Genomic DNA, 13,313 nt, shown 5'->3' on the forward strand with positions numbered 1-13,313 from the left:
GTTAAGACTTGGTTTGTTCTGACTGGCCATCAGCTGCGGCTTGTTGTTTATTGTCAGAAGCGACTTCCTGTGCTTTTACCTGCGCGCCAGGACGTACTTTTTGCAAACCAGTAACAATCACGCGATCGCCATCTTTCAGACCTTCCGTCACCAGCCACTTATCGCCAATCGCCTGCGATGCAGTGATATTACGTGTTTCGACTTTGTCATCAGCACCCACAACCAGCGCACTCGCATCGCCACGCGGCGTACGGGTTACACCCTGTTGAGGAACCAAAAGTGCGGTTGGGTTAGTCCCTTCTTCCAGGCGTGCGCGAACAAACATACCTGGCAACAACGTGTGGTCAGGGTTAGGGAAAATCGCACGTAAGGTGATGGAACCCGTGGTCTGATCGACAGTAACGTCAGAAAACTCCAGCGTGCCTGACTGCGGGAACTTGATACCGTCATTGGTAACGAGTTCCACTTTGGCTTTACCGTTTTCTTGTTTCAGCGTGCCATTCGCCAGCTCTTGTTTCAGACGCAGGAAATCGTTGCTGGATTGGGTTACGTCAACGTAGATCGGGTCAAGCTGCTGCACGGTTGCCAGCGCAGTGGCTTGTCCGTTCTGGACTAACGCGCCTTCAGTTACCGCAGATTTACCAATACGGCCGCTGATAGGCGAGGTCACTTTGGTATAAGCCAGGTTAATTCGAGCAGTTTCAACCGCAGCTTTCGCAGCGACGACGGCAGCATTGGCCTGTTGTGCATCAGCCACTGCAGTGTCGTAATCCTGTTGGCTGATATACTGCGTGCCCAGCAGTTTTTTGTAGCGATTGAGCGTCAGTTGCGAAATTTTGGCTGCAGCTTCTGCTTTCGCCAGATCGCCCTTAGCACTCTCATAAGCGGCCTGATAGGTTGCTGGATCAATCTGATACAGAGAAACACCCGCCTGAATATCACCACCCTCGGTGAAGTTACGTTTCAGGATAATGCCACTGACCTGAGGACGAACTTCAGCAACGCGGTAAGCACTTGTACGGCCTGGTAATTCTGTTGTTATCTGGAGAGGTTCGGTTTTGAGCGTCACGACACCAACTTCTGGCATCTGCTGCGCTCCTTGTTGAGCCTGTTTCTCATCACATCCTGTAAGCGCTAAGCCGCCTGAGAGCATCAGAACGATCGCCAGAGGCGTTAACCCTCTGTTTTTGTTCATATGTAAACCTCGAGTGTCCGATTTCAAATTGATCAATGGATCAAATGTCCAAAAACCCATTGCTGCGTTTATATTATCGTCATGCTATGGTACATACATTCATAAATGTATGTAAATCTGACTCCTGTAAAATCACTGACGTATGGCACGAAAAACCAAACAACAAGCGCTTGAAACCCGGCAACACATACTCGATGTGGCTATGCGTTTGTTCTCTCAGCAGGGCGTCTCATCAACCTCGTTGGCACAGATTGCTCAGGCCGCAGGCGTCACGCGGGGAGCGATTTACTGGCATTTCAAAGACAAGTCAGACTTATTTAGTGAAATTTGGGAGCTTTCAGAGTCCAGTATTGGTGATCTAGAGACTGAGTATCGGGCAAAATTCCCCGACGATCCACTCTCAGTTCTAAGAGAAATATTAGTATATATCCTTGAAGCTACAGTTGTTGAAGAGCGTCGCCGCCTGATGATGGAAATCATTTTCCATAAATGCGAGTTTGTCGGAGAAATGGCAGTGGTACAGCAGGCACAACGAAGCCTCTGTCTGGAAAGCTATGACCGTATCGAGTTGACGCTTAACCAGTGTATTCAGGCAAAAATGTTACCGGCAAATCTTCTGACACGGAGAACCGCAATCCTGATGCGTAGCTACATTTCGGGTCTGATGGAGAACTGGCTATTTGCCCCGCAGTCGTTCGACCTGAAGCAGGAAGCACGCAATTATGTCGAGATTTTGCTCGAAATGTGTCAGTTTTGCCCAACTTTGCGCAGTGGGCCGACGCCTCTTCCTGCTTAAACCTGGCCAGGAATTATCCAGGACGTTTCTGTTCACGCTATTCTGCTCAGGGCTGACATGATATTCTTCGCGCACGACTATTCTCGGTCATCTTCTCACATCACATTCATGAATATGCAGCACTACACTCGATCGCAACACATTGTTTTTGCATTTCTTTTCTCCATGCTGTTTTTCTTTGCTACAGCGTCTGTTTCCTATGCTCGCGCGGATAATGCCAATGATATTCCAACGCGGGCTGACGTTCAGTCGCAGCTTGATGCCCTGAATAAACAGAAAAATTTGTCGGCTCAGGAAAAACTGATTCAGCAGGATTTGACAGAAACGCTTGAAACGCTAGATAAAATTGACCGGGTGAAAGCCGAAACGGCTCAGCTTCGTCAGAAAGTCACTCAAGCGCCAGACACTATGCGCAAGGCGATGGATGCGCTCAGTGGGCTGAGCGACGTTGATAATGATGATGAAACCCGCAAAACGCTGGCGACACTCTCGTTGCGCCAACTGGAGTCACGAGTCACCCAATCACTCGACGATTTGCAGACGGCTCAGGCCGATCTGGCAACCTACAACAGCCAGCTCGTGTCACTGCAAACCCAGCCTGAGCGTGTGCAAAACGCGATGTATGCTGCGTCTCAGCAATTACAGCAAATCCGTAATCGTCTGAATGGTACGAGCGTGGGAGAAGGGGCTTTACGTCCCACTCAGCAGACATTGTTGCAGATCCAGCAAACGTTGCTTAACGCACAAATAGAACAGCAACGTAAGAGCCTGGAAGGCAATACGGTGTTGCAGGATACGTTGCAAAAACAGCGTGATTACGTCACGGCTAACATTAATCGCCTTGAGCACCAGCTTCAGCTGTTGCAGGAGGCGGTAAACAGTAAACGTCTTACGCTGACGGAAAAAACGGCTCAGGAAGCCGTGTCGCCGGACGAGACAGCGCGTATTCAGGCTAATCCACTGGTTAAGCAGGAGCTTGATGTTAACCATCAACTCAGCCAGCGCCTGATTCAGGCAACAGAAAGCGGTAACACGCTGGTCCAGCAAAATATCAAAGTGAAAAACTGGCTGGATCGCGCGCTACAGGCTGAACGTAACATTAAAGAGCAGATTGCCGTCCTGAAAGGCAGTCTCCTGCTGTCACGTATTCTCTACCAGCAACAACAGACGCTGCCATCCGCGGATGAGCTGGAAGATATGACCAATCGTATTGCCGATTTACGTCTGGAACAATTTGACGTAAACCAGCAACGTGACACGCTTTTCCAGAGTGATACCTTTGTGGCCAAACTGGAAGAAGGCCACTCCAGCGAAGTGAACAGCGAAGTTCACGATGCATTGTTGCAGGTGGTCGATATGCGCCGTGAGCTGCTCGACCAGCTCAACAAACAGCTTGGCAACCAGCTGATGATGGCGATTAACCTGCAGATCAATCAGCAGCAGTTAGTCAGTGTGTCTAAAAACCTGCAAGAGATCCTGACTCAGCAAATCTTCTGGGTGAACAGTAACAAACCTATGGACTGGGACTGGATTAAATCTTTCCCGGAAACCCTGAAATCCCAGATCAAGAGTATGAAAATTACCGTGAACTGGGAGAAAGCCTGGCCTGCGGTCATGATCGCTTTCCTTGCTGGTTTACCGCTCCTGCTGATTGCCGGGTTAATCCGCTGGCGACTTGGTTGGCTGAAGCAATACCAGGCGAAGCTGGCCCATGACGTGGGACAACTGCGTAACGACAGCCAGCTCCATACGCCGAAAGCGATTTTAATCGACCTGATTCGCGCATTGCCGGTATGTCTGATTATTTTGGCTGTTGGCCTGATTCTGCTGACGATGCAACTCAACATCAGCGATCTGTTATGGGCATTCAGCAAAAAACTGGCGCTGTTCTGGCTGGTGTTCGGCCTGTGCTGGAAGGTACTGGAAAAAGATGGCGTGGCGGTACGGCATTTCAACATGCCAGAACAGCTGACCAGCCACTGGCGTCGCCAGATTGTGCGCATCAGCCTGGCGCTGCTGCCGTTGCATTTCTGGTCTGTGGTGGCAGAACTCTCCCCTCTGCATCTGATGGACGATGTGTTGGGACAACTGGTTATCCTGCTTAACCTGCTGCTTATTGCCGTCCTGATGTGGCCAATGTGCCGCGATAGCTGGCGCGATAAAGAGTCGCACAATATTCGTCTGATCACCGTTACCGTACTGGCGATTATTCCGCTGGCGCTGATGGTGCTTACCGCAACCGGTTATTTCTACACAACGCTGCGCTTGTCCGGTCGCTGGATTGAAACCGTCTATCTGGTGATCATCTGGAATCTGTTGTATCAGACCGTGCTCCGTGGCTTGAGTGTGGCTGCTCGCCGTATTGCCTATCGCCGAGCCCTGGCTCGTCGCCAGAATATGGTGAAAGAGGGGGCTGAAGGCGCAGAACCTCAGGAAGAGCCGACGATCGCGCTTGAGCAGGTTAACCAGCAAACGTTGCGTATTACCATGCTGGTGATGGTGGCGTTGTTCGGTGTGATGTTCTGGGCAATCTGGTCGGATTTAATTACCGTTTTCGCCTATCTTGACAGCATTACTCTGTGGCAATACAGCGGCACTGAAGCGGGGGCGGCTGTGATGAAAAGCGTCACAATGGGCAGTTTGCTCTTTGCGCTTGTTTCATCGATGGTCGCCTGGGCTTTGATTCGCAACTTGCCGGGCTTGCTGGAAGTGCTGGTGCTTTCTCGCCTGAATATGCGCCAGGGCTCGTCTTATGCGATCACGACTATCCTGAACTATGTGATTCTGGTCGCCGGCGCCATGACGGTCTTCGGTTCGCTGGGCGTATCCTGGGACAAACTGCAGTGGCTGGCCGCCGCGCTCTCTGTTGGTCTCGGTTTTGGTTTGCAGGAAATCTTCGGGAACTTCGTCTCCGGCCTGATTATTCTGTTCGAACGCCCGGTGCGTATCGGCGATACGGTCACCATCGGGACATTCTCTGGCACGGTCAGTAAGATCCGTATTCGTGCCACGACTATTACCGATTTTGACCGCAAAGAGGTCATCATTCCGAACAAAGCATTCGTCACCGAACGTCTGATCAACTGGTCGTTGTCTGATACCGTGACCCGCGTGGTGATCCGCCTGGGGGTGGCCTATGGATCGGATCTGGATAAAGTGAAAGAGGTCTTACTGCAGGCGGCGCAAGAGCACCCGAAAGTGATGCACGATCCTGCGCCATCGGTCTTCTTCACCACGTTTGGTGCAAGTACGCTGGATCATGAGTTACGGCTGTACGTGCGTGAACTGCGCGATCGCAGTTATGCGGTGGACGAACTTAACCGGACGATTGATCGCCTGTGTCGCGAAAATAACATCAACATCGCCTTCAACCAGCTCGAAGTACACCTGCGTAATGAGAAGGGTGATGAGCATACAGAAGTGAAACGCGACATTAAGGGTGATGACCCTCAGCCTAACGCTCTCTCATAAAGGGAGATGAGGAGCGTCAGGTGCGGGCTGGAGCGACTTTCTCCCTCTCCCTTAGGGAGAGAGGGGGGGAGGGCGTTTCCCTTCGAAATCCCGCTTCACAATTTCCAGCGCTTTTAGCACCGTTTCAACCGGGATTTCATGCTGCTCCAGCAGCATGATCAAATCAACGGCCAGTTTGACTTCATCTGGGGCATTTTCCAGCGACATCTGTGCTCCTTTTAGCGGGTCAGGCGTTCTATCACGCGTTCTATCTCATCCAGGGCCTGGCGGCAACGGGTGAGGCGTCCTTCCAGCGCGGCAATTTCCCGCATTAATAACTGCTGTTCTTCCAGTGTTTCAGCGGCATTGAGCCGTTTTTCGCGCTCACGTTTCATGTCAAAAAGACGGCGTTCAAACTCCTGGTTTTCAAGACGTTTACGCTGCCATTTTCGCACGCCTGGTGATGCATTATCCCAGGTACGTAGCGGCCAGGCGCTCATTTCGCGATGCAGGGCCGTCATCTGCTGGATAAGATGGTCTGCCAGCCAGGCGACCTGTTCCTGCTGTGCATTGGCGACGGCATGACGCAGCTCTTCAAGATTACCCTGCGTTTCATCAAGATAATCTTTTATCCGCGTACTGCGGGTTCGAAACAACTGGCGGTCAAAGCGCGGTTTCAGCGTCGCATGCGCCATCAGCGGTGTTGCCTGTTCGCGCAGCGCAGTTAGCTGATTTTGCAGGGTCTCTAAAAGCAAGGCTGTTTTCAATGCGCTCTCCAGTGGTAAAGTAGCCGTTCAGTTTGATAACGATTCGCATTATGCAGCGTATTATTTTAATCATCATTGGCTGGCTTGCGGTAGTGCTCGGCACGCTGGGTGTGGTTTTGCCATTACTGCCTACGACGCCCTTTATTTTGCTGGCGGCGTGGTGCTTTGCTCGCTCATCTCCGCGATTTCACCACTGGCTCATGTATCGCTCATGGTTTGGTGGGTATCTGCGCCATTGGCAACAATACCGGGCGATGCCGCCAGGCGCAAAGCCACGCGCTATTGGCGTGATACTGATTACCTTTGCGATCTCGCTCTGGCTGGTGAAAATGATGTGGGTTCGAATCCTGCTGCTGGTCATTTTAACCTGCCTGCTTATCTTTATGTGGCGGATCCCCGTCGTTGATGAAAAGCAACAAAAGCACTGAAGCATCATGAAGGCTGTTGCAATTCTTGCGCGCAGCCAGTAAATTCGACCGTTTTCGAGCACAGGTGCGCCTGGTTAAAGGTTAATCAATTGTTACCTTTGGCCGACTCTATATGCGCGCTGTGAGTCACACTGTTTCATTTAGGCACAAACCGATGACCGCAACTGCACAGCAGCTTGAATATCTTAAAAACAGCATCAAAAGCATCCAGGATTATCCGAAGCCTGGCATTCTTTTCCGTGATGTCACCAGCTTGCTGGAAGACCCAAAAGCGTACGCGCTCAGCATTGAACTGCTGGTTGAGCGTTATAAAAACGCCGGGATCACCAAAGTAGTAGGTACGGAAGCGCGTGGCTTCCTGTTTGGCGCACCGGTGGCGCTGGCGATGGGCGTGGGTTTTGTACCAGTACGTAAACCGCGCAAACTGCCACGTGAAACGATTGCCGAAAGCTACGAGCTGGAATACGGTACCGATCAGCTTGAAATTCACGTTGATGCGATCAAACCAGGCGATAAAGTGCTGGTGGTTGACGATCTGCTGGCAACTGGCGGTACGATTGAAGCGACGGTTAAGCTGATCCGTCGTCTGGGTGGTGAAGTGACCGACGCGGCATTCATCATCAATCTGTTTGATCTGGGTGGCGAGCAGCGCCTGGAAAAACAGGGCATTACCAGCTACAGCCTGGTGCCATTCCCGGGACACTAATCCCGGTTTTCACAACCTCGCTCAATGGGTGAGGTTGTGATAGCATTCCCCTCCATAAATTCACCTTCCAGCGTTGCAGAGCCTGCCCATGAGTTATCAGGTGTTAGCCCGTAAATGGCGACCACAAACCTTTGCTGACGTTGTCGGTCAGGAACATGTGCTGACTGCCCTGGCGAACGGCTTGTCGCTAGGACGCATCCATCACGCCTATCTTTTTTCCGGCACTCGCGGCGTCGGTAAGACCTCTATTGCCCGTTTGCTGGCAAAGGGACTGAATTGCGAAACCGGGATCACGGCCACCCCCTGTGGTGTCTGTGATAACTGCCGTGAAATCGAGCAGGGGCGGTTTGTCGATCTGATTGAAATCGATGCCGCCTCGCGGACAAAAGTCGAAGATACGCGCGATCTGCTGGATAACGTGCAGTACGCGCCAGCGCGTGGTCGCTTTAAGGTCTATCTGATCGATGAAGTGCACATGCTATCGCGTCACAGCTTCAATGCCCTGCTGAAAACGCTGGAAGAGCCGCCTGCGCATGTGAAATTCCTGCTGGCGACAACCGATCCGCAAAAGCTGCCGGTCACTATTCTGTCACGCTGCCTGCAGTTCCATCTCAAGGCGTTAGACGTAGAACAGATCCGCGCGCAGCTGGAACATATTCTGGATGAAGAGAAGATTGTTCATGAGCCGCGTGCGCTGCAGTTACTGGCACGTGCAGCCGATGGCAGTCTTCGTGATGCATTAAGCCTCACCGACCAGGCTATCGCCAGTGGCGACGGTAAGCTCTCAACGGAAGCGGTCAGCACCATGCTGGGCACGCTGGATGATGACCAGGCTCTGTCATTAATCGAAGCGGTCATTGAGGCTAACGGCGAGCGGGTGATGTCGCTGGTCAATGCGGCGGCGGCACGTGGCGTTGAGTGGGAAGCGCTGCTGGTGGAAATGCTCAGTCTGCTGCACCGTGTAGCGATGCTGCAGCTTTCTCCTTCGGCGATTGGCGCTGATATGGTGGCGATTGAGCAACGGATGCGCGAACTTGCCCGCATCGTTCCACCGACTGACGTACAGCTTTACTACCAAACCTTGTTGATTGGCCGCAAAGAACTTCCGTATGCGCCCGATCGCCGGATGGGGGTTGAAATGACCCTGCTGCGCGCCCTGGCGTTCCATCCGCGCATGCCGTTGCCAGAGCCTGAAGCCCCGCAGCACGCGTTTGTCCCCACTGCGCCACAGGCCGTGATGACATCAGCACCGGTTCCGCCGCCACAATCTTCGCCGCCGCCGCGGCAGGACGTACCGCTGTCGGATGCCACCAGTTCGGTGCTTGCCGCACGAAGCCAGTTGCAACGTGCGCAGGGAGCAACCAAACCAAAAAAGAGTGAACCGGCAGCGCCAGGAAGAGCGCGGCCGGTAAATAACGCCGCGCTTGAACGACTGGCATCGGTTACGGAGCGCGTACAGTCGCGTCCTGCACCGTCCGCGCTTGAGCAAAAAGCCCCGGCGAAGAAAGAGGCATATCGCTGGAAAGCAACCACCATTACCGAAGAGGTAAAGGAAGAGGTCGCTACGCCAAAAGCGTTAAAAAAAGCGCTGGAGCATGAAAAAACGCCTGAGCTGGCGGCAAAGCTCGCGGAAGAATCGATTGAGCGTGATGCCTGGGCCGCTGAAGTCAGCAAACTGCAGTTACCGAAGCTGGTGGAGCAAGTTGCGCTCAATGCCTGGAAAGAGCAGGAAGGGGAGCAGATCCGCCTGCATTTGCGATCGAGCCAGCGCCACCTTAATTCCCCTGGTGCGCAAAAAGTCCTCTCTGAGGCGCTCGCCACATTACAGGGTTCACCGGTTGAATTGACTATCATTGAAGATGATAATCCAGCGGTGCGTACGCCACTGGAATGGCGTCAGGCCATTTATGAAGAGAAGCTCGCGCAGGCGCGTGAGTCGATTATCGCGGATAACAACATCCAGACATTACGTCGGTTTTTCGATGCTGATTTGGATGAAGAGAGTATCCGGCCCATTTGACCGTGAGTCTGACTGACGGTTGTAATCATTAAACGTGAAAGAAGAGAGAAGCCTATGTTCGGTGGTAAAGGCGGTCTGGGTGGCCTGATGAAGCAGGCTCAGCAGATGCAAGAAAAAATGCAGAAAATGCAGGAAGAAATCGCTCAGCTGGAAGTGACTGGCGAATCCGGTGCGGGTCTGGTGAAAGTGACCATCAACGGTGCGCATAACTGCCGTCGCGTAGAGATCGATCCAAGCCTGCTCGAAGATGACAAAGAGATGCTGGAAGATCTGGTTGCGGCTGCATTTAACGATGCTGCGCGCCGTATCGACGAAACGCAGAAAGAGAAAATGGCCTCTGTTTCCAGCGGTATGCAACTGCCGCCGGGCTTCAAGATGCCATTCTGATGCAAACCAGTCCGCTGCTCACGCAGTTAATGGAAGCGCTGCGCTGCTTGCCGGGTGTTGGCCCGAAGTCGGCGCAACGCATGGCGTTTACGCTATTGCAGCGCGACCGCAGCGGTGGGATGCGCCTGGCGCAGGCATTGACCCGCGCCATGTCAGAAATTGGCCACTGTGCGGATTGCCGTACGTTTACCGAGCAGGATGTGTGTAACATTTGCTCGAATCCGCGCCGCCAGGAAAACGGTCAGATTTGCGTGGTAGAGAGTCCTGCGGATATCTACGCCATCGAACAGACCGGGCAGTTTTCAGGGCGTTACTTCGTGCTGATGGGCCACCTCTCTCCGCTGGATGGGATTGGTCCCGCTGACATCGGTCTTGATCGCCTTGAACAGCGCCTTGAGTCCGAGTCACTCACGGAAGTGATCCTTGCCACTAACCCAACGGTGGAAGGCGAAGCGACGGCGAACTATATTGCTGAGCTTTGCGGGCAATATGGTGTCGAAGCGAGTCGTATCGCCCACGGCGTGCCAGTCGGTGGTGAGCTGGAGATGGTCGACGGTACTACGCTGTCGCACTCTTTGGCTGGGCGTCACAAGATTATTTTCTGACCAAACGGAGGCTGCATTCGCGGCCTCCGCTTGAAATTCTCAACGTTTATCCCCATCTCTCCCTCAACGTTTTAAAACCCCATTAAATGGCATTGTTGAGGTCGACTTAAGATGAAAGGACAAGAAACCCGTGGTTTCCAGTCAGAAGTAAAACAGCTTCTGCACCTGATGATCCATTCCCTGTATTCCAATAAAGAAATTTTCCTGCGTGAGCTGATTTCCAACGCCTCCGATGCGGCGGACAAGCTGCGTTTCCGCGCGCTGTCCAACCCGGATCTGTACGAAGGTGACGGCGAGTTGCGTGTGCGCGTCTCTTTTAATAAAGAGAACCGTACCCTGACCATCGCCGATAACGGTATCGGTATGAATCGCGATGAAGTGATCGATCACCTCGGTACGATTGCAAAATCGGGAACCAAATCGTTCCTCGAATCCATGGGGTCCGATCAGGCAAAAGACAGCCAGCTTATCGGTCAGTTCGGTGTTGGCTTCTATTCCGCGTTTATCGTGGCAGATAAAGTTACCGTTCGTACCCGTGCGGCAGGCGATAGCGCTGAAAATGGCGTGTTCTGGGAATCTCACGGTGAAGGCGAATATACCGTTGATGATATTACCAAAGCCGATCGCGGAACCGAGATCACCCTGCACCTGCGTGAAGGCGAAGACGATTTCCTGAATGACTGGCGTGTTCGCTCCATCATCAGCAAATATTCTGACCACATTGCGCTGCCGGTTGAGATCGAAAAACAGGAAGAGAAAGACGGCGAAACCGTGGTCTCCTGGGAGAAGATCAATAAGGCTCAGGCCCTGTGGACGCGCAACAAGTCTGAAATCAAAGACGATGAATATAACGAATTCTACAAGCATATTGCTCACGACTTTACCGACCCGCTGACCTGGAGCCACAACCGTGTGGAAGGTAAGCAGGAGTACACCAGCCTGTTGTACATCCCGGCACAAGCGCCATGGGACATGTGGAACCGCGATCATAAACACGGCCTGAAGCTGTATGTGCAACGTGTGTTCATCATGGATGATGCTGAGCAGTTCATGCCGAACTACCTGCGCTTCACCCGCGGTCTGATCGACTCTAACGATCTGCCGCTGAACGTTTCTCGTGAAATTTTGCAGGACAGCTCCGTTACCCGCAATCTGCGAAACGCACTGACCAAACGTACCCTGCAGATGCTGGAAAAACTGGCAAAAGACGATGCGGAAAAATACCAGACCTTCTGGAAACAGTTCGGCCTGGTGCTGAAAGAAGGTCCGGCAGAAGACACTGCGAACGTTGAAGCCATTGCGAAACTGTTGCGCTTTGCCTCTACGCATACGGACTCTTCCGAGCAGACGGTGTCGCTGGAAGAGTATGTCTCCCGCATGAAAGAAGGGCAGGAGAAGATCTACTACATCACTGCAGACAGCTATGCTGCAGCGAAGAGCAGCCCGCATCTGGAACTGTTGCGCAAGAAAGGCATCGAAGTCCTGCTGCTGTCTGACCGCATCGACGAGTGGATGATGAACTACCTGACCGAGTTCGACGGTAAGGCGTTCCAGTCTGTGGCAAAAGCCGACGAATCCATCGACAAGCTGGCCGATGAAGTGGATGAAAGCGCGAAAGAAGCCGAGAAGGCGCTGGAGCCGTTCGTTGAGCGTGTGAAAACCTTGCTGGGCGATCGTGTGAAAGAAGTGCGTTTCACGCACCGTTTGACCGACACGCCGGCTATTGTGACCACTGACGCGGACGAAATGGGTACGCAGATGGCGAAACTGTTTGCCGCTGCAGGCCAGGCAATGCCGGAAGTGAAATACATTTTCGAGCTGAACCCGGATCACCCGCTGGTGAAACGTGCGGCTGATACGCAGGATGAAAGCCGCTTTGCCGAGTGGGTTGAGCTGCTGCTGGATCAGTCTCTGCTGGCCGAGCGTGGCACGCTGGAAGATCCTAACCTGTTTATTAAACGTGTGAATGCGCTGCTGCTGGCGTAATTAAACATCTCCCCCCACCTCAAGCCCTCTCCCTTACAGGGAGAGGGTGTCTGGGTTCCTTCTCTCCACAGGAGAGAAGGGCAGGGTGAGGGGAAAACTCTGCACTATCCCAAATAATCTCCCTCGTTAACCGTTTCAGCCGTCCCGCCTTCCTTGAGCCAGATCCGTTCTGGTGGTATTGTTTAGCGCTTTTGAAAAATTGAACCAACTTTTGAGGGGATTTTCGCAATGCGTATTATTCTGCTTGGCGCTCCGGGCGCGGGTAAAGGAACTCAGGCTCAGTTCATCATGGAGAAATACGGTATTCCGCAAATCTCTACCGGTGACATGCTGCGTGCCGCTGTTAAATCTGGCTCCGAGCTGGGCAAACAAGCAAAAGACATCATGGACGCGGGCAAACTGGTGACTGACGAACTGGTTATCGCACTGGTAAAAGAACGCATCACTCAGGAAGATTGCCGCAACGGTTTCCTGCTGGATGGCTTCCCGCGTACTATTCCGCAGGCTGATGCCATGAAAGAAGCCGGTATCAACGTGGATTACGTACTGGAATTCGATGTACCGGACGAACTGATCGTTGACCGCATCATCGGTCGTCGCGTGCACGCCGCATCTGGCCGCGTTTACCACATCAAATTCAACCCACCTAAGGTTGAAGGCAAAGACGATGTGACCGGCGAAGAGCTGACCACCCGTAAAGACGATCAGGAAGAGACTGTGCGTAAGCGCCTGGTGGAATATCATCAGATGACTGCTCCGCTGATCGGCTATTACTCGAAAGAAGCGCAGGCGGGTAACACCCGTTATGCGAAAGTTGACGGCACTAAACCTGTCGCTGACGTACGTGCAGAGCTGGAAAAAATTCTCGGCTAATTGCACCTCTCTCACCCAGGTCCTCTGGGTGAGAGGAATTCTCATCTCACCTATCACAACAATGGGTTTCGTTTAAACGCATTTCCGCTACAATTGACAA

General features: G+C 52.8%; 12 protein-coding genes and 1 other annotated feature. Of the genes, 9 read left to right on the forward strand and 3 right to left on the reverse strand.

What is annotated here, in order from left to right:
• Position 1: 1 nt before the first annotated feature.
• A complete protein-coding gene (gene acrA, locus GF617_RS00660) occupies positions 2-1,195 on the reverse strand; it encodes a multidrug efflux RND transporter periplasmic adaptor subunit AcrA (RefSeq protein WP_181622494.1) in 1,194 nt (397 codons plus the stop codon).
• 142 nt (positions 1,196-1,337) lie between these two features.
• Between acrA and acrR the strand changes: the two genes are divergently transcribed.
• A complete protein-coding gene (acrR, locus tag GF617_RS00665) occupies positions 1,338-1,991 on the forward strand; it encodes a multidrug efflux transporter transcriptional repressor AcrR (protein ID WP_181622495.1) in 654 nt (217 codons plus the stop codon).
• A gap of 114 nt (positions 1,992-2,105) precedes the next feature.
• A complete protein-coding gene (gene mscK / locus GF617_RS00670) occupies positions 2,106-5,462 on the forward strand; it encodes a mechanosensitive channel MscK (RefSeq protein ID WP_181622496.1) in 3,357 nt (1,118 codons plus the stop codon).
• 51 nt (positions 5,463-5,513) lie between these two features.
• On the opposite strand, the gene rsmS is transcribed toward mscK, so the two are convergent.
• Positions 5,514-5,669 (reverse strand): pleiotropic regulatory protein RsmS, encoded by a 156-nt coding sequence (gene rsmS, locus GF617_RS00675; protein WP_181622497.1) that lies wholly within the window; start codon positions 5,667-5,669, stop codon positions 5,514-5,516.
• Between the two features lie 11 nt (positions 5,670-5,680).
• Positions 5,681-6,208 carry a primosomal replication protein N'' gene (priC, locus tag GF617_RS00680; RefSeq protein WP_181622498.1) on the reverse strand — a complete coding sequence of 176 codons (528 nt, stop codon included), beginning with the start codon at positions 6,206-6,208 and terminating at the stop codon, positions 5,681-5,683.
• Positions 6,209-6,258: 50 nt separating this feature from the next.
• Here priC and GF617_RS00685 point away from each other — a divergent pair, with 50 nt between their 5' ends.
• The 7 genes from GF617_RS00685 to adk all read left to right on the forward strand — a co-directional run bounded on the left by GF617_RS00685 (position 6,259) and on the right by adk (position 13,213).
• Positions 6,259-6,636: a DUF454 family protein gene (locus tag GF617_RS00685; protein WP_181622499.1), complete on the forward strand. Its 378-nt coding sequence runs from the start codon at positions 6,259-6,261 to the stop codon at positions 6,634-6,636.
• Positions 6,637-6,790: 154 nt separating this feature from the next.
• Entirely contained in the window at positions 6,791-7,342 is a 552-nt protein-coding gene (gene apt, locus GF617_RS00690) for an adenine phosphoribosyltransferase (RefSeq protein WP_000127359.1), read from the forward strand.
• Between the two features lie 88 nt (positions 7,343-7,430).
• A complete protein-coding gene (dnaX, locus tag GF617_RS00695; RefSeq protein WP_203450845.1) occupies positions 7,431-9,362 on the forward strand; it encodes a DNA polymerase III subunit gamma/tau in 1,932 nt (643 codons plus the stop codon).
• Positions 8,692-8,756 (forward strand) — a sequence feature (DnaX frameshifting element). It overlaps the preceding gene by 65 nt.
• 54 nt (positions 9,363-9,416) lie before the next feature.
• Complete coding sequence (locus GF617_RS00700; protein ID WP_003858972.1) at positions 9,417-9,749, forward strand: YbaB/EbfC family nucleoid-associated protein; 333 nt, start codon at positions 9,417-9,419, stop codon at positions 9,747-9,749.
• Positions 9,749-10,354 (forward strand): recombination mediator RecR, encoded by a 606-nt coding sequence (gene recR / locus GF617_RS00705; protein ID WP_181622501.1) that lies wholly within the window; start codon positions 9,749-9,751, stop codon positions 10,352-10,354. Before GF617_RS00700 ends, recR begins: the two co-directional genes overlap by 1 nt.
• A 111-nt stretch (positions 10,355-10,465) precedes the next feature.
• On the forward strand, positions 10,466-12,340 hold the full coding sequence (htpG, locus tag GF617_RS00710) for a molecular chaperone HtpG (protein ID WP_181622502.1): 1,875 nt from the start codon (positions 10,466-10,468) through the stop codon (positions 12,338-12,340).
• A 228-nt stretch (positions 12,341-12,568) separates the two neighbouring features.
• On the forward strand, positions 12,569-13,213 hold the full coding sequence (gene adk, locus GF617_RS00715) for an adenylate kinase (RefSeq protein ID WP_181622503.1): 645 nt from the start codon (positions 12,569-12,571) through the stop codon (positions 13,211-13,213).
• Positions 13,214-13,313 lie beyond the last annotated feature (100 nt).

Origin of the sequence: Lelliottia sp. RWM.1 (genome assembly GCF_016859735.1) — a bacterium.
Taxonomy (GTDB): domain Bacteria; phylum Pseudomonadota; class Gammaproteobacteria; order Enterobacterales; family Enterobacteriaceae; genus Enterobacter.